Origin of the sequence: Bacillus sp. BML-BC051 (genome assembly GCF_019656175.1) — a bacterium.
Lineage (GTDB): Bacteria > Bacillota > Bacilli > Bacillales > Bacillaceae_G > Bacillus_A > Bacillus_A mobilis.
Genome location: NZ_BPLI01000017.1, coordinates 229,540 through 252,927, shown reverse-complemented (window position 1 = coordinate 252,927; position 23,388 = coordinate 229,540). Strand labels below are relative to the sequence as shown.

The following is a 23,388-nucleotide window of genomic DNA, read 5'->3' as shown; positions in this document are numbered from 1 at the left end:
AAACAAAGGGGATGACGAGATGACATTGGCAATTGAAATGAAAGATGTAATGAAAAGTTTCAACGAAAAAACAGCACTCCGAAATGTAAATATTGAAGTGAAGCAAGGAGAAATTTTTGGATTCCTCGGACCGAGTGGATCTGGAAAAACGACAACAGTAAAGATTTTAACTTCTCAATTACTTCATAGTGTTGGAACGGTAAGAGTATTAGGGAAAGATATTACGGGGCCAAGCAGCATCGATTACAAACGAATTGGTATTTTAACAGACAATAGCGGTTTATATGAGAGACTTAGCATTTATGATAACTTACTATTATTTTGTGACTTATACGATTGTAAAAAAGAACGAATCGATGAAGTACTAGCACAAGTGAATCTATTAGATGATAAAAAAACATTAGTAAAGAAACTATCAAAAGGAATGAAGCAGCGCGTCACATTAGCTAGAGCGATTCTTCATAAACCGGATATCCTCTTCTTAGACGAACCAACATCTGCACTCGATCCAGTTAACGTACAAAACATTCATAAAGTCTTAAAAGATTTAAATAAAGAAGGAACGACGATTTTCTTAACGACTCACAATATGGATGAGGCGGAGACGCTTTGTAATCGCATCGCCTTTCTGTGCGGCGGAGAAATTGTAGCGCTTGATACACCAGAAAACCTTCGTTTACAATACGCGAAAGATCAAATACAAGTTGTATTAAAAGATAAGCAAAAAGAAATCGTGCAAAAAGATGAATTAGGTGCAAAACGCATTTCAGAATGGATGAAAAAAGGTGAATTACTATCCATTCATTCACACGAACCAACGCTAGGCGATATCTTTATTGAAGTTACTGGGAGGGGATTATAATGACATTTTCAATGAGACGTGTATCAGCTATTTTTAGAAAAGAAGTACAAGATTTTAAGACGAATTCACAAGTGTTGTTAATGGCATCTTTACCAATTATATTTGCATTTATATTTAGCAGATTTGGAGAAGGACGCATGGGGGTTGGTATTATTACTTTAATGTCCTTTCTATTTGTAGCAGGGTTTGTTCAATCAATGGTAATTGCAGAAGAGAAAGAAAAACATACGTTACGTGTGTTAATGCTATCACCAGCTTCTTCTGTTGAAGTTCTTCTTGGGAAAAGTATATTAACAGCATGTTTAACGTTGGGCATTTCCATTGTAAACTTATTCATTTTAGATCAATTAAGTGGCAATCTCTTATTGCTAGCATTTATTTTCTTATGTGGAACAATTCTATTCATTTTAATTGGAACAGTGATTGGATTATTAGCTGAGTCTGTCCCGCAAACATCACTAATTGGAATGCCAATATTAATGACGATGTATTTAGCTGTACAATTTGAGCCAATGGTTGAAAATAAAGTAATTAAGACGATGATTAGTTATCTTCCAACATCTCATCTTGAAAAAGCGATTAAAAGCTTAGTGGATGGTGCTGGGTTTAGTAGTATTAGTGGGCATATGCTAAATGTTGGAGTGTGGCTCATTATTTCACTTATTGCATGTTTAATCGTATATAAAAAGAAACAATTGGACTAAAAACTGAGCTAAAACGCTCAGTTTTTTCTTTTTTCTATCATTTCCTCGGAAATTTTGTAATTCCTATACATATTTTTACAGATTTTGTCGAAAAGTAATTAGTTATAGGTTGTATAGGATACGTGAATATTGTTCAAAATGATTGCTGAGGTGATGATGGAATGCGAGGAAGAAATAATAAAAAGTCGCAAAAGGTAGTACATTTATTTCAAAAAAGATGGGTGTTTCCGGCACTATACATTGCATGTGCAGCGGTAATTTTAATGGTTGCGCTATGGTTCCAAGGAGCTAATCCGAAGAAGACTCCGAACCAAGATCAAGCAACACCGTATACACAATCGGAAGATCCAGCAGTACCAGTAACGAAATCTTCAGAAGTAGTGAAAATGCCAGCAGCCGCGAGTGTGGAAGTAGTCGTACAGAAGAAGTTCTATGAAGATGCAGCAACTGAGGCGGAACAAGAAAAAGCACTTGTCTTTTATAACAACACATATTCCCCAAATAAAGGAATTGACATTGCTGCGAAGAATGGAAAAGAGTTCAATGTAGCTGCTGCTTTAAGCGGTACAGTAACGAAAGCTGAAAAAGATTCACTTCTTGGTTATGTTGTAACAGTTGATAGCGGAAATGGTGTAGCAGTTTCTTATCAAAGCTTAGGCAGTGTGAAAGTAGAAAAAGGTGCACGAGTTGCACAAGGTGAAGTATTAGGAAAATCCGGTCTAAGTGCAATGAATAAAGAAGCAGGTTCTCACGTTCACTTTGAAGTACGTAAAGACAATGTGGCTGTGAACCCTGAACGCTACTTAAATAAATCAGTAGCCGAAATTAAAGCTGATGCAGGTGCTGCAAAAGCAACGAATGCTTCTGGTAAAAAAGCTGATGACAAATCTCAAAAAGAAGAAAAGTCAACAAGCACGAAACCAGAAAATAAAACAGAAGACAAGTCTCAAAAAGAAGAAAAATCAACAAGCGGTTCGACTAGTGACAAAAAAGAAGAACCGAAGAAAGAAGAAAAATCAACAAATGGTTCTACAGAATCATCTAACAGTTCTTCTTCACAAGAATAAAAAAGTGAAAAAATCAGTTCTCACTAGGAGAGCTGATTTTTTTACTTTCACCCCGCATTAACGGGCAGTAAGACCCCTACTTCAAAATTCAGTGAAAGTTAAGAAGTTAGGCCTGGGGTCAACTGCCCGTAAAAGCCCGATTGGTGAAGGCTAATAATCAGTGGGAAATGGCGCCCACTGATTAAAGTTTCACTTTATATAAAAATACTCAATTTCGAGAAAAAAGTTGCAATAACAAGGAAAAATGACGAGATTCTCGAATATATATTACAAAAGGGAGGGGATACTGTGTCATTTTTGTTTGTTCTGTCGACTGCTATTATTTTATTGTTTGTTTTATTCACCTTATATTATTATATTGCCGGTAAGAAAGAGGTTCCCCACCATCAGTTATTAGAAGAAGAGTTGGAAAGAGAAGAATGACGCCTTATATACAAGGTGTCATTTTTTTTCGCCAAAATAGTCACTGTTAACGTATTTCTCACAAAAAAATGTAATTTTTCTTAACTTAGTCCGCAAAAATAGTGAACATGTAGCATATATCAGTAGTGCGGGCAATACAATGGTATAAACCAAAGCAAAGAGAGTGTTTGAGGTGAGAAATCGTGAATCATTTCATTATAAATCCAAGAATGTTTAACGCTTACAAACAGCACTCACACTTACTTCTTAGTCATATGCAGCGAGGCTCATTTCACCCTTCTCACATCCAATTTAGGGAGGCGAGTGGTGTGCACGATTACATCAAAGAGAGAACTATCAAGATTGGTAAGTATATCGTGGAGACAAGAAAGACAGTGCGTGTCATTGCAAAGGAATTTGGGGTATCAAAGAGTACAGTCCATAAAGATTTAACGGAACGTCTACCAGAAATTAATCCAGAGCTCGCAAATGAAGTGAAAGAAATTCTTGATTATCATAAGTCTATTCGTCATTTAAGAGGCGGAGAAGCAACAAAGCAAAAGTATAGAAAAGAAGATGTAGAAAAGCCGGTCCGTCAATAAATATGCGATCGCAAACATTCCGTGTCAATTCGGTAATATTTTTCAGAAGAATTCTTTTTGCGAATATTACGTTTCTGTTAAAATTATGATAAAATCAGAAATTAGGTGTAAAAGAATTCGGGTGTAACCTGATTTTGAATATCGAGGAGGAAAAAACGGGAATGTTTGCGCGAGATATCGGAATTGACCTAGGTACGGCTAACGTATTAATCCATGTTAAAGGTAAGGGTATTGTATTAAATGAGCCATCTGTTGTTGCAATTGATCGTAACACAGGTAAAGTATTAGCAGTAGGTGAAGAAGCAAGAAGTATGGTGGGACGTACGCCTGGTAATATTGTAGCAATTCGTCCACTTAAAGATGGTGTAATCGCAGATTTCGAAATTACAGAAGCAATGTTAAAGTATTTCATTAACAAATTGGACGTAAAGAGCTTCTTTTCAAAACCTCGTATTTTAATTTGTTGTCCAACAAATATCACATCAGTAGAACAAAAAGCAATTCGTGAGGCTGCTGAACGTTCAGGTGGTAAAACAGTATTTTTAGAAGAAGAACCAAAAGTAGCCGCAGTTGGTGCTGGTATGGAAATCTTCCAACCAAGCGGTAACATGGTTGTTGATATTGGTGGAGGTACAACAGATATCGCTGTACTTTCTATGGGTGATATTGTTACCTCTTCCTCTATCAAAATGGCTGGCGATAAGTTTGATATGGAAATCTTAAACTACGTTAAACGTAAGTATAAGCTGTTAATTGGAGAACGTACTTCAGAAAATATTAAAATTAAAGTTGGTACAGTATTCCCAGGTGCACGTAGCGAAGAGCTTGAAATTCGCGGACGTGACATGGTAACAGGTTTACCACGCACGATTACAGTATGCTCTGAAGAAATTACAGAAGCACTAAAAGAAGACGCAGCTATCATTGTACAAGCTGCAAAAGGCGTACTAGAGCGCACACCACCAGAACTATCTGCGGACATCATCGACCGCGGTGTTATTCTAACGGGCGGTGGAGCTTTACTACACGGTATCGACATGCTTCTAGCAGAAGAACTAAAAGTACCAGTATTAATTGCTGAAAACCCAATGCACTGCGTTGCGGTTGGTACAGGTATTATGTTAGAGAATATTGATAAATTACCAAAGCGTGCTTTACGATAAAGTGAAATTTTAATAAGTGGGGGCATCCCCCGCTTATTATTAGCTCGCAAAAGGCGTGGAAGATGAGAAGAACTACGGTTAACACCTTAGTTCTTTTTTGTTTTTGTATTCTTTTATTTTTTTATTTCATTTTGATTTATTGAGAAAATAGAAGAAAAATAAAGAAAAATGAAGAAAACAGGTAAAATATTCATATATATGGTTAAATTTAATATTTCCTTATTTGAAAACGTTTATAATATAATGAGTCGAATACGACATTAAGGCAAATAATGTTTCAATACATATTGCCTTTCCCTAATCTGGGCATACACTCTTTTCTACCTCCGTGTCAGTTGCAAGTATATGCAGCTATTTTAATGGAATAGAGTGTGTGCATTTTTTTATAAATAGGAAGTGAAATTGCACTTTTTAATGACAAACAATAAACAAAATGGGATAATAAACAATATGTCCAAGTGGTAAGACCAATATTACAAAAGGGGCGATTGTTACATGCTAAATATAGAACAAATTAAAGAAATCATTCCTCACCGTTATCCATTTCTACTTGTTGATAAAATATTAGAAGTAGATGAAGGAAAACGAGCGGTTGGAATTAAAAATGTATCCGCAAACGAAGAATTCTTTAACGGACACTTCCCTGACTATGCAGTTATGCCTGGTGTACTTATTGTAGAAGCATTGGCACAAGTTGGAGCAGTTGCGGTATTAAAGAAAGAAGAAAACCGCGGAAGACTTGCTTTCTTCGCAGGTATCGACAATTGTCGTTTCAAAAAACAAGTACGTCCAGGTGATCAACTTCGTCTAGAAGTAGAAATGACACGTGTACGTGGTCCAATCGGAAAAGGAAAAGCAATCGCAACAGTAGATGGTGAAGTTGCATGTGAAGCTGAAATTACATTTGCGATTGGTGATAAAAAAGAATAGATGTGAATTAAAAAAATTCTTCTGCAATAGGCGGAAGAATTTTTTTAATTCATGTATTTTTTGTTCGAAATATTAAAATGCAGATTAATCAGAATTTTTATTGTAAATGAATGGAAGTTCATATATAATGACGCTATAAATATCTTGAAATTAAGATAAATGATAGCGCGATAAAAATAGAGACGCGGTTGTCACATTATGAATGTTATGAGATAGGACAAAGCTTATGATGATTGGTTATGATGAATTGTAGAGGAAAGTGATGGGTAATTTTAACAGTATCAGTAAATGAAAAATGGGCGTAGCATATCGGACATAGAGAGATAAAGGGGAAAGTGTCGCATTTTGAAAAGAGGAGATCATAACATGTTCGGGAGAAAAAAAAGAAAACCATTACGACAATTAATTACACATAAAGAGCCTAAATCACGTGTTGCAGAACAATACCGTAACATTCGTACAAATATTGAATTTACATCTGTAGATAATCATGTTCGTTCTATTATTGTTACTTCAGCAGATCCAGGTGAAGGGAAAACAACGACAATCGCAAACTTAGCAGTTGTTTTCGGTCAACAAGGAAAGAAAGTTTTATTAATTGGAGCTGACTTGCGCAAGCCGACGATTCAAAACTTATTTGCCATTCACAGTTCAAATGGATTAACGAACCTATTATCAGGACAAGCGAAACTAATGCAATGCATTCAAAAAACAGATATAGAGAATGTATACTTAATGGCAGCAGGTCCAATCCCGCCAAACCCAGCTGAACTACTAGGTAGCCGGGGAATGGACGATCTATTACTAGAAGCATATAACATGTTTGATATTATTCTAATCGACACACCACCCGTTCTTGCGGTTACCGATGCACAACTACTTGCGAACAAATGCGATGGAATTGTACTTGTCGTACGCAGTGAAAAAACAGAAAAAGATAAAATTGTAAAAGCGAAGCAAATATTAGACAAAGCGTCCGGTAAATTACTTGGTGTCGTCTTAAACGATAAAAGAGAAGAAAAAGAACAATATGGATATTATTAGGAAATAGTGTATAGAATAATAAATTTTAAAGCCGATAAATAATTTTATCGGCTTTTTGAATTTTTATAAAATTCTTTATTGCTTTATATAAAAATCATGATATAATGGAAATTTTGGAAATTTGATGGAATGTGTTGTCATATTTAAGATTATTTTGTAAGATTATATATGTTTTTAAATAACAATCGTACATAGATATTACTAAAATAAAAAAATGTAAGATTTATATGTTATAATTTTTCTTATGTGCAAATTTTAGAAAGTTGGAGGAACTTATGGAAGAAACAATTAGTTTGAAAGAGTTATTTCATATTTTAAAAAAACGTTTAGCAATGATCCTCGTAATCGCCTTTGGTGCCGCTATAGTAAGTGCTATCATTAGCTTCTTCTTCATGACACCAATCTATCAATCTTCGACGCAAATTCTTGTTAATCAGAAGAAGCAAGAGGGTGCAATGATTCAAGCTGGTGAAGTTCAAACGAATATTCAATTAACGAATACATATAAGGTTATTATTAAAAGTCCAGTAATCTTAGAGCAAGTGAATGAAAAATTAAATTTAAATATGGCACCACAAGCTTTAACGAAGAAGATTAATGTTGCGAATGAAAGAGATTCACAAGTCATTTCTGTAACAGCTGAGGATAAAAATCCAAAATTAGCTCGAGATATTGCAAATGCAACTGCAGATGTATTTAAAGGTGAAGTTGCAAAAATTATGAATGTGGATAATGTAACAGTACTATCTAAAGCGGAAGTTGCAGAAAATCAATCTCCAATTAAGCCACGTCCAATGTTAAATGTAGTAATTGCCTTTGTTGTTGGTTTAATGGCTTCAGTTGGTCTTGCATTCTTACTAGAATACTTAGATAACACAGTGAAAAAAGAAGAAGATGTAGAAAACTTACTTGGTTTACCAGTGTTAGGTATTGTAGCTCGTATGGATGAAGAAATAACGAATGTGAAATCACACGCTCCATCATCAAGAAAAGTGAGGGGACAAACAATTGGCTCTTAATTTATTTAAAAAGAAAAAAAATCATCGTCAACGTCGTCAATTAATTGCTCATCAACAACCGAAATCACCAATCTCAGAACAGTATCGTAATATTCGAACAAATATCGAATTTGCAGCAGTAGATACGAATTTACATTCATTAATGGTTACGTCTGCGAACCCAAGTGAAGGGAAAACAACGACAACAGCGAATATGGCAGTCGTATTCGCACAACAAGGAAAGAAAGTATTATTAATTGATGCAGATATGCGTAAGCCAGCGATGCATCAAATGTTTCAAGTCGATAATATTTTCGGGCTAACGAATGTATTAACACATAGTGAACGTTTAGAAAAATGTGTACAAAAAACATCAGTTGATAATTTACACTTTTTAGCGTGTGGTCCTATCCCACCAAACCCCGCGGAACTGTTAGGTTCAAAATCGATGCAAGAGCTTCTTGCACAAGCATACAGTATGTATGATTTAGTTATTTTTGACCTACCACCAATTTTAGCTGTAACTGACGCACAGATTATGGCGAATGTATGTGATGCTTCTATTCTTGTCGTTCGTAGTGAATCGACAGAGAAAGAAACAGCAGTAAAAGCAAAAGGATTGCTAGAATCAGCAAAAGGTAAATTGTTAGGCGTTGTCTTGAACGATCGTGAACGTGAGCAGGGCTTATATTATTACTACGGTGCAAACTAATTAAAAGAGTGAGATATGACAAGAACATATCTCCTTTTTTCCCTTGAATATGAGACATCTCATATTCAAGGGAAAAAAGATTTATATGAGAGGGAGGATGAAACAAATGATAGATTTACATTGTCACATTTTACCTGGTATCGATGATGGTGCACAAACAGTAACAGATAGTTTAGCGATGGCACAACATGCTGTGGCAGAAGGAATACATACAATTGTCGCAACGCCACATCATCAAAATGGAAAATATGTAAATGAGCGTACTTCTATTATTCATCAAGTGAAGCAATTAAATGATGAATTGCAACAACATGAAATCCCACTGAAAGTTTTACCAGGGCAAGAGGTCAGGTTATACGGTGATTTATTAGAAGATTATGAAGCTGGTAAAATCGTTACTTTAAATGAAACAAACAAATACATATTCATTGAATTTCCATCTAATCATGTACCTCGTTATGCAGAACAACTATTTTATGAACTACGTGTAAAAGGAATGATCCCAATTATCGTTCATCCTGAACGTAATGCCGAGTTAATCGAGCGGCCAGATAAGTTATATAACCTTGTAAATAAAGGGGCATTAACACAAGTGACAGCAGGTAGTTTACTAGGTAAGTTTGGTAAAAAAATTAAAAAGTTTTCACTACAGCTTGTAGAACATAATTTAACCCATATGATCGCATCAGATGCACATAACACAACATCAAGAGGATTTCATCTAGCAGAAAGCTACGAATTAATAGAGAAAGAATTCGACGCAACTGTTATGAATGATTTAAGAGAGAATCCGTATTTAATCATTAGCGGGAAAGCAATTTATAAAGAAGATCCAGAACAAATTCGTCGTAAAAAGTTGTTTGGCATCTTTTAAATAAAGAACAGGTGATGTCTCCTAACCGTTATCAACGGAGGCACTCGGTCGTGCTGTGGGTAGAAATTTTTATTTCGAACCTACCTTAGACGCTTGTCGTCGGGAGTATGACGTGAGGATGGGTTGGATGCCCATAATTTATTTGTATAGAAACTCTACCTATGGAGTTATAAACATGACTCTATAGGTAGGGTTTTTGTTATTGTTACATACAAATAAAAGAATGTAGGGGGACTACAATTGAAAAAAGTAAGAAAAGCAATTATTCCAGCCGCTGGTCTTGGAACAAGATTTTTACCAGCAACGAAAGCGATGCCGAAAGAAATGTTACCGATCGTCGATAAGCCGACAATTCAATACATAATAGAAGAAGCGATAGAATCAGGAATTGAAGACATTATTATTGTGACTGGAAAAGGAAAGCGCGCGATTGAAGATCATTTTGATCATTCATTCGAACTAGAACAAAACCTTTTAGAAAAAGGAAAGTATGAAATGCTTGAAAAGGTGCAAGCTTCTTCAAGAATTAATATCCATTACATAAGACAAAAAGAACCGAAAGGGCTTGGACATGCAGTATGGTGTGCACGTAAGTTTATTGGAAATGAACCATTTGCGGTCTTACTTGGTGATGATATTGTACAAGCAGAGACGCCATGTTTACGTCAATTAATGGATCAATATGAAGGTACACAGTCGTCAGTTATTGGTGTACAAACAGTACCTGAAAATGAAACACATCGTTACGGTATTATCGATCCAGTTGAACAAAATGACCGTCGTTATCAAGTACGTCAATTTGTTGAAAAGCCAGCACAAGGTACAGCACCATCAAATTTAGCAATTATGGGGCGTTACGTATTAACGCCGGAAATCTTTATGTTCCTTGAGAATCAACAGACAGGTGCTGGTGGAGAAATTCAATTAACAGATGCCATTCAACGGTTAAATGAAATTCAGCGTGTGTTCGCATATGATTTCGAAGGTACTCGTTATGATGTTGGAGAGAAGTTTGGGTTTATTAAGACGACGATTGAGATGGCGCTCCAGCATGAGGAATTAAAAGTGGAATTAATGAAATACATGGATGAATTAATTAGAGAAAAAAATATGTATGCTTAGCATATAAGGTGGGTGGAAAGTTGAAAAATCAAGGGTTAGTAAATGAATCAGCACAAGAAAATTCTGAGGAGATTAAACAGACAGGGGCACTGTATATTTTTTCGAAGCGATGCATGGATATTCTAGGAGCTATTATTGGATTAATTATTTTTTCTCCATTATTTATATTAATACCAATTATGTATATGAGGGGAGAAGCAAAGGGGCCGGTGTTTTTCAAACAAGTACGAATTGGAAAAGATGGTAAAGAGTTTTACATTTATAAGTTTCGTTCAATGGTAGTGGATGCCGAGGGTAAATTAAAGAAAAATGAAATTTTATATAAAAAATATGTAGAAAATAATTATAAACTTGAACCAGAAGAAGATCCACGTATCACTGGTATTGGGAGATTTTTAAGGAAAACAAGTTTAGATGAATTGCCGCAATTTATTAATGTTCTCAAAGGCGATATGAGTCTTGTTGGGCCACGGCCTGTGGTGCAAGAGGAATTGCGAGAATATGGACAAAGAAAATCCGAATTTTTATCTGTTAAACCAGGATTAACAGGATATTGGCAAGTTAGTGGAAGAAGTAATGTAGGTTATCCAGAGAGAGTTGATATAGAGTTATATTATGTATATAACCAATCTCTTTTATTAGATTTGAAAATATTAGTTCAAACATGTCTATTAGTTATATTAAGAAAAGGTGCTTATTAATTTATACACAGAGAGGAAGAAAAACGAATGGATAAAAGTTCAAAAATTTATATAGCAGGTCACCGTGGATTAGTTGGTTCGGCTATTTTACGTAAATTAGAAGAACAAGGATATACAAATTTAGTATATAAAACAAGTAAAGAATTAGATTTACGTGATCCAAGACAAGTAGAAGAGTTTTTCCAGACAGAGAAAGTTGATTATGTATTTTTAGCAGCAGCTAAAGTAGGTGGGATTGTTGCAAATAATCAATATCCAGCGGACTTCATTCGTGATAATTTAATGATTCAAACGAACGTAATCGATTCAGCTTATCGTTCAGGTGTAGAGAAGTTACTATTTTTAGGTAGTACTTGTATTTATCCGAAATTAGCTCCACAGCCGTTAAAAGAAGAATACTTATTAACTGGTGAATTAGAGCCAACGAATGAACCATACGCACTTGCGAAAATTGCAGGTATTAAAATGTGTGAATCATATAATCGTCAATATGGTACAAAGTATATTTCAGCAATGCCAACAAACTTATATGGCGAAAATGATAACTTTGACTTACATACATCACATGTATTACCAGCTTTAATTCGTAAGTTCCACGAGGCAAAAGAAAATAATGCTGAGTTTGTAGAAGTTTGGGGAACAGGTACTCCGTTACGTGAGTTCTTATACTCTGATGATTTAGCAGATGCTTGCGTGTATTTAATGAATAACTATGAAGGTAATGAAATTGTAAACATTGGTGTAGGGGAAGATTTATCAATTAAGGAACTTGCTGAAAAAGTGAAAGCTACAGTAGGTTTTACTGGTGAGCTTCGTTTTGATACTTCTAAACCAGATGGTACTCCACGTAAGTTAGTAGATGTGACTAAGATTAATGCATTAGGATGGAAGGCAACAACTTCTTTAGATGAAGGTTTAAAGAAAGCATATGATTGGTTTCTACAGACAGAAAAAGAATTAGTAAGAAAATAATAATAAAAGATTAATAGAGATAACTGGAGGATATTATGAAAAAAGCACTTATTACAGGCGTAACAGGACAAGACGGATCATATTTAGCAGAGTTTTTATTAGAAAAAGGATATGAAGTACACGGTATTATTCGTCGTAGTTCTTCTTATAATCTAGATCGTATTGAGAGCCTAGTAAATGAAGAAATTGAAGGTTTAAATAATCAAGAAAATTTCCACCTACATTATGGTGATATTACAGATACATCTAATGTAATTCGCTTAATTAGTGAAATTCGTCCAGATGAAATTTATAATTTAGGTGCACAATCACATGTGAAAGTATCATTTGACGTACCTGAGTATACAGCAGATGTAGATGGCGTAGGAACATTACGTATTTTAGAAGCGGTTCGTATTTTAGGACTAACAGAAACGACTCGTATTTATCAGGCATCAACATCTGAGCTATATGGTAAAGTACAAGAAGTACCACAAAAAGAAACAACGCCATTTTATCCACGTTCTCCTTATGGTGTAGCAAAAATTTACGGTTTCTGGATTACAAAGAACTACCGTGAATCTTATAATATGTTCGCAGTAAATGGAATTCTATTCAACCATGAATCAGAACGTCGTGGTGAAACATTCGTAACACGTAAAATCACACTTGCAGCAGCACGTATTGCACAAGAGAAACAAGAAACATTATATTTAGGAAACTTAGACTCACTTCGTGACTGGGGTTATGCAAAAGATTACGTAGAATGTATGTGGTTAATCCTTCAGCATGATAAGCCAGAAGACTTTGTCATCGCAACGGGTGAAATGCATACAGTACGTGAATTCACTACATTAGCATTCAAACATGTAGGTATTGAGCTTGAGTGGGTAGGAGAAGGTGTAGACGAAAAAGGTATCGATAAAGCAACAGGTAAAGTACTTGTAGCAGTAGATCCTAAATTCTTCCGTCCAGCTGAAGTTGAGCAATTACTGGGAGATCCAACAAAAGCGAAAACGTTATTAGGTTGGAATCCAATAAAGACATCATTTGAAGAGCTTGTTCGTATTATGGTAGTGGAAGACATGAGGAAGGTTGCGAAGGAAGAAAAGCTAAGAAAGATGTTTGATTAATATCCTGTTTTTTATTTAAAACATAGTTTTAGAAAAAGACTTTAGCAAGGATTTGTTTTTGAGAATATATAGAAAGTTTGTACAAAAGATAAGTTTATTATTAAACTTATCTTTTGTACTTTAATATAATGGTGAAAAAATGATTAAACAAAAGCAAATGAGAATGTGTTTATTTTTTTCTTTTATAATAGGTATTCTAGTGCCTATATATATTTATTACTCTAATTATGGGTTTTCTTTGGGTTATGGATATATATGTATATTAATGTCTAGTTTTATTATAGCAATTTCAATAGGCTATCATGTGAGAGTACAAAAAACCTTCGATATATTTTCTCCTTTTATTATTCCAAATGTATTGTTTATTTTTATATACATTTTGAAACCTGTATATATTCTGTTTACTGGCGAGGTAGGTGTAGGGGAATTTGACGTACATCCTATAACTGATGTTGAAATTAGGGCATTTAATGAGGCAAATCTCTATTGTCTAATATCAATATTTGTTTATAACATAACACTACATTTCTTCCTATCGGCTAAAAGACATGACTATTTTGAAAAAATAAAACCTAAATTTAAGGAGAATTTGTATTCTGTGTTACAAAGTAGGATTTTAAATATACTTGGTGTAGTTTCAATAATCTTTACATTAAGTACAATCCTATTTTTATTTGAAAGAGCTGGTGGTATAACAAATTATTTAGATTCCTTGGCATTGAGGAATGTGTATTTGAAAGATTTAGGATACTTGTTAATGATTGCAAATATGTCGAAAATTTTATTGTTTGTGTACACTGCGAGGATATTAAGTGAAAGAAGATATAATAAAAAAAACCTGTTAATATGGCTTATATTTTTAATAGTTTCAATCGCCCTATTGCTGTTAACAGGTGGAAGATCCGCAATTTTATACGGAGTAATGACACTTTTTATTATGGTGCACTATTTGAAGAAGCAAGTAAGTGTTACAACCTCAATTATAGGTGGTGGCACGTTATTTTTTTTCGTAGTAATAGTATACCGTGTTGTTTTGAGAGATAAGTATTTCAAAGCTAATGATGATTTATCAACGTTTACGATCTTAATTAATGCAATTAAAGATTTCCCGAGGTACTTCTTTGGAGGATATGATGTTTTACAGTTTGATGCTTTATTGACTTTACTAGCGAATAAGGCACAATATACTTTTCTATACGGTGAGACTTTGTTAGCTGCATTAGTATCACCAATACCTCGAAGTTTATATCCGGAAAAAGGGCATGGAGCTATGGCATATTTCACAAAAACCTTTTTCCCGCATTTTTATTATCCTAACAATGTTGAAGTGAATGTTTCTTATATTGGAGAGATGTATTTAAACTTCGGCCTATTGGGAATAATAGTAGGAATGTTCATTTTGGCTTTAGTTTTAGGAGTAATGTATAAAAGATTTATCATGAATCAGAGTGTAATTTGTTTCTTTATTTATACCATAACTATAGTAAGGGTTATTAGTTTAATCCGTGGGGATATATTTAATTTCTGGGTTTATTATATACAGGATATAGCACCTATAATCCTAGTATTGCTTTTCTTAGGAATTGGTAATAAGAAAAAGAAGACAGAATCTATGGTTAGGATGAATACAGATGTTAATGCTAAAGCTCAAAAAAATATTACTTAATAAAGGGTTAATCGAACAATCCTTAACTTCTCTATTGAATTTTATTATTATAATAGTTTACGGAAATTTGTTGAATCCTAATGAATTTGCAAAATTTATTATTATATTTTCAGGTATAGGTTTAGTTTTTTTAATTGTGACGGGTATTTGGGCTTCTCCCATTTTAGTTTTTTTACCAACAAAATTCAAAAGTATGAAAGAGCTATATATCAAAAATTTATTGCTTTTTAATATAATCAGTAGTTGTTTTTTTGGTGTAATTTCATTATTAATTTTGCATGTATTTGTCAAATCAATGGATATATATGAAATGATTTTTGGGATTTTGATCGTTATTGTGTGGAGCATATATGAATTAATACGCAAAGTATTTTATGCTATTGATAAACTAGTGTACATACTAATTGGAAGTATTACGTTAGTTTTAACATTCTTATTGGGAAATATAATTATGCAAACAAAATTAAATGTTAGCAGCAGCTTGTTCATTTTATTTATAAGCTATCTTACTGCTATCTTAATAGTGTTTATTTTAGTCAGACGTGAAAGGAAAAGAAATGGAGGAGAAGGCTCTACTTTTAAACCTCAAAAGAGAGTCTTATTTATACATTGGGAGTATGCTAAATGGACTGTGATTGGTAGCGTATGTTATTGGGCGTGTACGCAAGGATATTTCGTTTTAATAGCTAATATTATATCGGATGTTGAACTAGGTGGATTACGCACAAGCATGAATTTGTTAGGTTTAGTAACAATTTTACTAGTGCTTTTTGAAAATAAGGCTACACCAAAAGCTTCAAAGATTGTTTTTAATCAAGGTACTTTGGAACTGAAAAAATATATTAATAATTTTTATAGAAATAGGATGTTCCCCCTGTTTATAGTTATTGTAGCTGCGACAGTGATAGCTTATTTTATATATCCATTCTTATTTGGAAATAGTTATGGTGAATTTGCTTATTTAACAATTTTCTTTGGTCTATATCAACTTTTATTAGGAGCGAATAGACCATCAGTAATTGGGTTAAGAGCGATGAATATTACTAAGCCATTTTTTGTAGGAAATTTGTTATGTGCATTTATTACGCTAAGTGCAGGCGTTTCTTTGACTAGCTTATATGGCATAAACGGGGCAATTATAGGGATTTTAATAGCAACTTTCATATTAACTGGATACTTTATTTTGATTTTTTATAAAGTCATCAGTGTTCGTAGTTAGTTTTGCTTACGTTATAGTTACTATAAATATATGAAAAAGGTAAAGGTGTAAAATGAAAAAAAAGAAATACTTACTTGTAAATGCTTATTCTGTAAATAATAGGGGAGATGCAGGGATAGTTGTATCAATGATTCATTTAATTAGGGCATATGATAAAAATGCTGAAATTTACGTAATGTCGTCCCATTGGAAAGAAAATGAAGAATTTTATAAAGAGTATGATGTTCATTCAGTCCCAGCAATTTGGGCATTAAATAAAAATGAATCAAGCTTACAAAGATACTTTAGTGGTTTAAAGAAATATATGAAATTTTCAATCAGTAGGAATTCAGACGTCTTAAAATACTATGAACAGGCAGATATAGTATTTAGTGTGGGGGGAGGATATATCTATTCCTCAAGAAAAGGGCCATTAGGAGTAGGTTTACTTAATTCTTTATTTCATGTTTGGCTTGCTAAGAAGATGAATAAAAAAGTTATCTCTTTTCCCCAAAGTGTAGGACCATTACCAAGTAAAATTGATAAACTGCTAGTAAAAACAGTATTGCAAAATGTGGATACATTTATTAGTCGGGAAAGAATCACTACAGAACTTTTAGATAACTTAGGGTTGGAAAATGTAAGGCAAATTCCTGATATTGGTTTTATTTTGCCATCCAGAGAAGTTAAATGTACAGAAATTGAGACAGATACATCTACATATAAGGTAGGCTTAACACTTTTAGATTGGAGATTTGCTAGGAAAAATTCTGATTTTAATGATATAGAATCATATGTTAATAAAGTCGCTGATTGCTGTAAAAGTTTAATAGAAAAATATAAAAATGTAAGTTTTTATATTTTTCCACAAGTTACAGTGGGTGAAGGAGATACTGATGTAGAGGTTTCAAAACTATTATTAAATAAAATTGGTAGCGATAAATGCTCTATTATAGATTTAGATAAAATAGTTGATGTGCCAGAACAATTAGTAAATTTATATGGAAAAATGGATGTGTTTATTGGAAGTAGAATGCACTCTACAATATTTGCCTTAGCTAGCGGAACACCTACACTAGCTCTTGCTTACCAATATAAGACAAAGGGTACTTTTGAATTAATGGGCGTAGGAGACTATGTTTTTGATGTCCAAGAATTTTCATCACGAGAGGTTTATGATTCAATTATTAATATACTTGAAGCTGGAAATTATCCAATTGATAATGTACATCGAGAAATTTCAAATATTCAATCGGAATTATTACGAGAAATTGGTAGGAACGAAGCGTAATACACGGTATATTAAAAAATAAGGAGAATAGTCTTGAAAAAAATATTGGTTATCGGTCCAGTGCCCCCGCCTATTCATGGCGAAAGTGTAGCAATTAATTCTATAATTCAGTCGGCTGATATAAAGCGTAAATATAATGTGAATATTTTAGATACAAATAGAAAAAATGTAAAAAAAGCAGGGAAATTTTCTGTAGGAAAAATCTTAAATGATCTATTTTTGATAGTTAAGTTATTTAAAATATTGTTATTTAGTAAAATTGATATTATGTATTTGTCAATATCTCAAACAAAATTAGGGTTAATAAGGGATTTAATCATGTTAGTTTTGGGTAACCATTTTTGTCAAAAAACAGTTACTCACTTGCACGGAAATAATTTAGGACATGTGTTAGATAATTTATCTAATAGGGAATTTAGGTTTGCTAAAAAGGTGCTTGGAAATGTTAGTGTGGGAATTGTGTTAGAAAAATCACTTATTTCTAATTATAGAGGATTAGTAAAGTGTGTCGAAATAGTTCCTAATGGAATAGATGAGAATTTCATAAAAGAGGAAGAGAAGAGTACCTATCAAAAAAATGATTATTTTAGAATTGTATATTTGAGCAATCTTATGAAAGAAAAAGGATATATTGAGCTAGTTAAGGCTGTTATGGATTTGACTAAAGAGGGATATAAATTAAAGCTTGACTTAGCTGGTGGTATTCATGACCAAGAAGAATTTAATGAGATTTGGAGATGTATAGAAGAAAAAAATCTAAATGCTTTTATTACATATAAGGGGATTGTGACAGGACAAGAGAAAAAAGAATTGTTACTCAAATCACATGTAATGATACTACCATCTAATTATCCTATTGAGGGACAGCCGATATCAATAATTGAAGGTATGGCAGCGGGATTACCTATTATTTCAACAAACAGAGGAGCCATCCCTGATTTGGTGGAAGATAATGGGATTATAATTGAGCAAGGAAATATAGAGTCAATAAAACAGAGCATTTTAAAACTCATCAATGATAAGGATTTATTAGATAGATATGCCAGTAATAGTAGGTTAAGATTTCAAAGGGAATATACAATGAAACAATATATAGGTAAGATCATACAAATACTTGATAGGAATTAAGAGGGAATTGAAGTATGAAAAAGAAAATTGTATTTGTTATTAATTACTTTTATCCAGACTTTGCATCAACGGGACAATTAATGACGGAACTTTGTTTAGAGTTACAAGATAAATTTGATATTACAGTAATTGCAGCTCAACCAGGATACGCTGGAGAGGCTATAAAGACTAAAAAAATCTTCGAAGAAGATAAATTAGAGAAGATAAATATTGTACGCGTTCGCGTCCCTAAAGTGGATAAAAAATCAAAAATGAGTAGGGTGAAATATATTTTATCTTACTTCACATTAGCTACTATAGCATTATTAAAACAAAGGAATGTTGATATAATCTATACTATTTCACAACCACCGGTCCTAGGTGGAATAGTTGGTACTATAGGGAAATTCTTCAAAAAATCAAAACATGTATACAATATCCAGGACTTTAATCCTGAACAAGCTGAGGCAGTAAGTTATACTAATAAAAAATTTGTTTTTAATATTGCTAGAAAAATAGATAAAATAAATTGTAGTTATTCTGATCACGTTATAGTTGTAGGGAATGATATGGCTAAAACTTTAGAAAAACGATTTGATGGAAAAAAAGTTCCAAATCATTCTGTTATTAATAACTGGACTAACGAAGGTGAAATTGTTCCAGTAAGTAAAGATAATCCTATGGTAGCTCAGTTTATTAAAGAAAATAAGTTAGACAATAAATTTATAGTTATGTACTCAGGAAATATAGGGTTATTTTATGATTTAGAAAATATAATCAAAATAACTAAGGAATTTAGTCATTATGAGGATTTAGTATTTTTATTTATTGGCGAAGGAGCTATGAAGGAAAATATGAACGCCTTTGTGATGGAAAATGGAATAGAGAATGTTCTATTCCTTCCATATCAGCCTAAAGAGTTTATAAAATACTCTTTAAATGTTGCGGATATACACCTAGTTGTTAATCAAAAAGGTATTAAGGGTGTTTCAGTTCCTAGTAAAATTTACGGAGTTATGGCTGCAGGAAAGCCAATTCTTGGTGTACTAGAGAGGGAAAGTGAAGCAGAAATATTAATAACAAATAGTGACTGTGGTGTTGTAGTTGAACCTCAAGATTACAATGGAATTATAGAAGCAATTAAGCATTTTTATAATATGAAAGACCAGGAAAGAAAAGAAATGGGTATAAGAGGAAGAGATTATTTAGAACAGAATCTAAAAAAAGAAACTTCAATTCAAAAATACAATGAAGTTTTACAATCTCTATAAAAAGGACTATGTTAGATAGTCCTTTTTATATTTTGGGAGGTCATTATTAATGAAATTAATTCTTTTATCGGGTGGTTCTGGAAAACGCTTATGGCCACTATCAAATGACACTCGTTCGAAGCAATTTCTAAAAGTTTTAGAAAACGAAGAAGGTATGCGTCAGTCAATGGTACAACGCGTATGGGGACAATTAAAATCAGTTGGTTTAAATGAATCGGCAGTTATTGCTACATCAAAAACCCAAACAGAGATGATTCATAACCAATTAGGAATGAACGTTCCGTTAATTGTTGAACCGGAGCGTAGAGACACATTCCCGGCAATTGCTCTTGCTAGTGCTTTTCTATTTTCTGAACAACATACTAATTTAGATGAAACGGTTATTGTATTACCAGTAGATCCATATGTTGAAGATAGTTTTTTTGAAAGAGTAAAAGATTTAGAGCTAGCGTTGCAAAATTCAGATGCTGATTTAGCGCTTATGGGAGTCGAGCCCACGTATCCATCTTCTAAGTATGGTTATATTGTACCAACTGAAGAAGTTACTGCATGTGAACATTTTAATGTATCGCGTTTTACAGAAAAACCTAGTGAAGAAAAGGCCATAACATTAATTGAACAAAAGGCTTTATGGAACTGTGGCGTATTTGCCTTCAAGCTACGTTATCTTATTAATATTTTGGAAGAAAAGAATCTTCCAATTTTATACCATGATTTATCTAAGCATTATAGTGATTTACCCAAAATTAGTTTTGATTATGAAGTGGTAGAAAAGGCAAATCATATTGTTGCTTTACCTTATAGTGGATATTGGAAAGACCTAGGGACATGGAATACATTAACGGAAGAAATGGCTACAACCCAAATTGGTAAAGGTGTAATTAGTGAGGACTCTCAAAATACACATGTAGTCAATGAATTAGAGGTTCCAGTAACAGTTGTTGGACTTTCTGATGTTGTTGTTGCAGCGAGTCCAGATGGTATTTTAGTCTCAGATAAGGCTTCTAGTCCAAAAATTAAAGATTTAATTGGTTCATTTGATCAACCACCGATGTATGAAGAACGTATTTGGGGATGGTCGAAAGTACTAGATTACGCAAAATATGAAAATGAAGAAATGGTAACAAAAAGAATTTGTATAGAAGAAAATCAAAATTCTACTTATCATTACCATAATCTGAGGAATGAAGTGTGGACAATTATTCGTGGTGAAGGAGAACTTATTTTAGAAGATCATATTCGCCGTGTAAAGGCGGGTGATATTGTACATATTCCGGCTGGTAAAAAGCACTCTATTCGTGCATTGAGTGAATTAGAATTTATTGAAGTACAAACGGGGAAAGAAGTAGTGGATACAGATTTCGTTCGCTTGTATACAAAGTGGGACGATATTTTAAAACATTATTATCAATCACAAGCGCAAGTAATTATGTAACAGCTAGTATATTCTAGCTGTTATTTTTTGAGGGTAAATTTATGAAAACATTTGTTTTTTATGTTTCAGAATATGGATTTGGACATGCGACAAGGTGTATTGCACTTATTCGAGAGATGTTGAGTGTAAGAAATGATGTACAGATTATTGTTTGTAATTCATTTGCCTTACAATTTATTCGCACATCATTAACTGGGTATGGAGATAGGGTTATCTTTCATGATATGGAGACTGATATTGGTTTTATTCTAAAAGAGCATTCGTTAAATTTAGATATAGAAAATTTGGAACAGTCGTATGAAGAATTTTGTGCGAAATTACCACAGAAGATTAATGATGAAATTGATTTTTTAAGTGCTTTTTCTGTGGATTGTATTATTTCTGATATTTCACCAATTGCTTTTGAAATAGCAGATAAGTTGGGAGTCCGGTCTATAGGTATTTCTAATTTCACGTGGTATACAGCTTATAAAAATATTATTCCGGATAATTCGCTTCAAGTATTTAAAAATATGTATAAAAAAATGGATTACTTTTATACGTTAGCGGGAAGCAATGAAGAAAATTTTGCAAGGATAAATACATCTCCGTTTCATTTTTATAGTAGAGTAATTAACCCCTTAGAAGTAAAGAAGCTAAGGACAAATTTAAATCCGACAGGTGAAAAACAAATTATATTTATACCATTAGGAATGAAAATTGATATAGGAGATATAACTACATTTCCACTTTGGGATGATGAAAGATATGTTTTTATCGTGTCTCATAATATGAAAATTGAACATAATAATGTGCACAAAATCCAAAGGAACTATACGGAATCACAAAATTATGTAGCAGCAGCTGATTGTATTATTTCAAAAGCAGGTTGGGGTACTGTTAGTGAAGCGATTCTTCAAAATAAACCGTTATTAATTATTGATAGAAAAGGCATGAGTGAGGACCAAAACACGATCCGATTTCTAAAAGATAATAAGTTATGTAACTTAATTACTTGGGAAGAGTTGCAGAGTATAGATATTGGAAGGTACATGGATACCGAGCGTTCTATATATCAAAATGAGGTTCATACTGTTGTATCGCACATTTTTGAATCTGTTATATCTTAATTTTTAGTAGGAAAGAAGGTTTTATACAAGAATGAAATCACCGTTATTTTTACAACCTATTCTTCAAGAAAGAATTTGGGGAGGTAAATCACTACAGAAATTTGGTTATGATTTATCCTGTGAATCAATTGGAGAATGCTGGGGGATTTCAGCTCATCCGAATGGAATGAGTGTTGTAAGGGGAGGCCTGTACGAGGGGAAAACTCTTGGGGAATTATGGGTAGAAGAAAAGCATCTTTTTGGAGATTGCTCATCAGATAAATTTCCATTACTAACAAAGATATTAGATGCTAATAAAAATCTATCTGTACAAGTACATCCAAATGATGAATTCGCAAAGGTTTATGAGAATGGAGAGCTTGGGAAAACAGAATGTTGGTATATTATTGATTGTAAAGAAGATGCTCAATTAGTATATGGCCATAATGCTTATACAAAATCTGAATTTGAAGAGATGGTTAACGATGGGAACTGGGATGATTTACTTCGTAAAGTTTCTATTAAACCAGGCGATTTCTTTTATGTACCAAGTGGAACAATCCATGCTTTATGTGAAGGAACAGTAGTATTAGAAACACAACAAAGTTCGGATACTACGTATAGAGTATATGATTATGATCGAATAGGTGCGGATGGTAAGAAAAGAGAATTGCATTTAGATAAAGCTATTCAGGTTACAAATATTCCACATGAAGATTATCACATTCAGCCAGAAATTATTGAGAGAAATGGTGCGTTAATTACAACTTATGTGCATGAAGAATATTTCTCGGTATATAAATGGGAAATTGAAGCGGAAGCATCATTTCAGCAAAGGGAAATCTTTCAATTAGTGAGTATAATTGAAGGGGAAGGCGTATTGGTCACTATTGATGGCGAGTTTTCTATTAAAAAGGGTAATCACTTTATTTTACCAATAACAATTGAAAACTTTATTATAAAAGGGAACATTGCCGCTATTGTATCTCATTTGTAGAATGATAAATTCTCTTTTATTTTTAGTCAGTCTTAAGGTAATATAATGAGGTAGTGAAAAATCATTGTGT

At 33.2% G+C, this 23,388-nt stretch carries 23 protein-coding genes; all 23 read left to right on the top strand.

Annotation, left to right across the window (positions count from 1 at the left end):
- Positions 1 to 19 precede the first annotated feature (19 nt).
- A complete protein-coding gene (locus K5S59_RS09235; protein ID WP_000170853.1) occupies positions 20 to 862 on the top strand; it encodes an ABC transporter ATP-binding protein in 843 nt (280 codons plus the stop codon).
- Positions 862 to 1,566 (top strand): ABC transporter permease, encoded by a 705-nt coding sequence (locus tag K5S59_RS09230; protein ID WP_000144459.1) that lies wholly within the window; start codon positions 862 to 864, stop codon positions 1,564 to 1,566. Before K5S59_RS09235 ends, K5S59_RS09230 begins: the two co-directional genes overlap by 1 nt.
- A gap of 161 nt (positions 1,567 to 1,727) precedes the next feature.
- The gene (gene spoIIQ, locus K5S59_RS09225; protein ID WP_001214935.1) at positions 1,728 to 2,633 is read left to right on the top strand and encodes a stage II sporulation protein SpoIIQ; all 906 of its coding nucleotides are present in this window, start codon (positions 1,728 to 1,730) and stop codon (positions 2,631 to 2,633) included.
- Positions 2,634 to 2,921: 288 nt separating this feature from the next.
- On the top strand, positions 2,922 to 3,056 hold the full coding sequence (locus K5S59_RS09220) for a hypothetical protein (RefSeq protein WP_000008903.1): 135 nt from the start codon (positions 2,922 to 2,924) through the stop codon (positions 3,054 to 3,056).
- A gap of 308 nt (positions 3,057 to 3,364) precedes the next feature.
- Entirely contained in the window at positions 3,365 to 3,637 is a 273-nt protein-coding gene (gene spoIIID, locus K5S59_RS09215; RefSeq protein WP_000544012.1) for a sporulation transcriptional regulator SpoIIID, read from the top strand.
- 161 nt (positions 3,638 to 3,798) lie between these two features.
- The gene (mreB, locus tag K5S59_RS09210; RefSeq protein WP_000457989.1) at positions 3,799 to 4,800 is read left to right on the top strand and encodes a rod shape-determining protein; all 1,002 of its coding nucleotides are present in this window, start codon (positions 3,799 to 3,801) and stop codon (positions 4,798 to 4,800) included.
- 495 nt (positions 4,801 to 5,295) lie between these two features.
- A complete protein-coding gene (fabZ, locus tag K5S59_RS09205) occupies positions 5,296 to 5,730 on the top strand; it encodes a 3-hydroxyacyl-ACP dehydratase FabZ (RefSeq protein WP_000931959.1) in 435 nt (144 codons plus the stop codon).
- Positions 5,731 to 6,096: 366 nt separating this feature from the next.
- Complete coding sequence (locus K5S59_RS09200) at positions 6,097 to 6,774, top strand: CpsD/CapB family tyrosine-protein kinase (protein WP_120451026.1); 678 nt, start codon at positions 6,097 to 6,099, stop codon at positions 6,772 to 6,774.
- A 275-nt stretch (positions 6,775 to 7,049) separates the two neighbouring features.
- Positions 7,050 to 7,793 carry a YveK family protein gene (locus tag K5S59_RS09195; RefSeq protein WP_120451025.1) on the top strand — a complete coding sequence of 248 codons (744 nt, stop codon included), beginning with the start codon at positions 7,050 to 7,052 and terminating at the stop codon, positions 7,791 to 7,793.
- Positions 7,783 to 8,484: a CpsD/CapB family tyrosine-protein kinase gene (locus K5S59_RS09190; protein ID WP_120451024.1), complete on the top strand. Its 702-nt coding sequence runs from the start codon at positions 7,783 to 7,785 to the stop codon at positions 8,482 to 8,484. Before K5S59_RS09195 ends, K5S59_RS09190 begins: the two co-directional genes overlap by 11 nt.
- A 106-nt stretch (positions 8,485 to 8,590) precedes the next feature.
- Entirely contained in the window at positions 8,591 to 9,358 is a 768-nt protein-coding gene (locus K5S59_RS09185) for a tyrosine-protein phosphatase (RefSeq protein ID WP_120451023.1), read from the top strand.
- A gap of 240 nt (positions 9,359 to 9,598) precedes the next feature.
- Positions 9,599 to 10,480 carry a UTP--glucose-1-phosphate uridylyltransferase GalU gene (gene galU, locus K5S59_RS09180; protein WP_120451022.1) on the top strand — a complete coding sequence of 294 codons (882 nt, stop codon included), beginning with the start codon at positions 9,599 to 9,601 and terminating at the stop codon, positions 10,478 to 10,480.
- 71 nt (positions 10,481 to 10,551) lie between these two features.
- Positions 10,552 to 11,181, top strand: a complete 630-nt coding sequence (locus tag K5S59_RS09175; protein WP_438800485.1) for a sugar transferase — start codon at positions 10,552 to 10,554, stop codon at positions 11,179 to 11,181.
- Between the two features lie 27 nt (positions 11,182 to 11,208).
- On the top strand, positions 11,209 to 12,153 hold the full coding sequence (gene fcl, locus K5S59_RS09170; RefSeq protein WP_120451021.1) for a GDP-L-fucose synthase: 945 nt from the start codon (positions 11,209 to 11,211) through the stop codon (positions 12,151 to 12,153).
- 35 nt (positions 12,154 to 12,188) lie between these two features.
- Positions 12,189 to 13,265 (top strand): GDP-mannose 4,6-dehydratase, encoded by a 1,077-nt coding sequence (gene gmd, locus K5S59_RS09165; RefSeq protein ID WP_120451020.1) that lies wholly within the window; start codon positions 12,189 to 12,191, stop codon positions 13,263 to 13,265.
- A 139-nt stretch (positions 13,266 to 13,404) separates the two neighbouring features.
- On the top strand, positions 13,405 to 14,931 hold the full coding sequence (locus K5S59_RS09160) for an O-antigen polymerase (RefSeq protein WP_120451019.1): 1,527 nt from the start codon (positions 13,405 to 13,407) through the stop codon (positions 14,929 to 14,931).
- Complete coding sequence (locus tag K5S59_RS09155) at positions 14,897 to 16,150, top strand: lipopolysaccharide biosynthesis protein (protein WP_120451018.1); 1,254 nt, start codon at positions 14,897 to 14,899, stop codon at positions 16,148 to 16,150. Before K5S59_RS09160 ends, K5S59_RS09155 begins: the two co-directional genes overlap by 35 nt.
- A 52-nt stretch (positions 16,151 to 16,202) precedes the next feature.
- Entirely contained in the window at positions 16,203 to 17,420 is a 1,218-nt protein-coding gene (locus K5S59_RS09150) for a polysaccharide pyruvyl transferase family protein (RefSeq protein ID WP_120451017.1), read from the top strand.
- Positions 17,421 to 17,453: 33 nt separating this feature from the next.
- The gene (locus K5S59_RS09145) at positions 17,454 to 18,548 is read left to right on the top strand and encodes a glycosyltransferase family 4 protein (protein WP_120451016.1); all 1,095 of its coding nucleotides are present in this window, start codon (positions 17,454 to 17,456) and stop codon (positions 18,546 to 18,548) included.
- Positions 18,549 to 18,562: 14 nt separating this feature from the next.
- Positions 18,563 to 19,798 carry a glycosyltransferase family 4 protein gene (locus K5S59_RS09140; protein ID WP_120451015.1) on the top strand — a complete coding sequence of 412 codons (1,236 nt, stop codon included), beginning with the start codon at positions 18,563 to 18,565 and terminating at the stop codon, positions 19,796 to 19,798.
- Between the two features lie 49 nt (positions 19,799 to 19,847).
- Positions 19,848 to 21,233, top strand: coding sequence for a sugar phosphate nucleotidyltransferase (locus tag K5S59_RS09135; RefSeq protein ID WP_120451014.1), 1,386 nt, complete (start codon positions 19,848 to 19,850; stop codon positions 21,231 to 21,233).
- A 41-nt stretch (positions 21,234 to 21,274) separates the two neighbouring features.
- Positions 21,275 to 22,342 (top strand): glycosyltransferase, encoded by a 1,068-nt coding sequence (locus K5S59_RS09130; RefSeq protein WP_120451013.1) that lies wholly within the window; start codon positions 21,275 to 21,277, stop codon positions 22,340 to 22,342.
- A gap of 31 nt (positions 22,343 to 22,373) precedes the next feature.
- Positions 22,374 to 23,318, top strand: coding sequence for a mannose-6-phosphate isomerase, class I (manA, locus tag K5S59_RS09125; protein WP_120451012.1), 945 nt, complete (start codon positions 22,374 to 22,376; stop codon positions 23,316 to 23,318).
- The last annotated feature ends 70 nt before the right edge of the window (positions 23,319 to 23,388 follow it).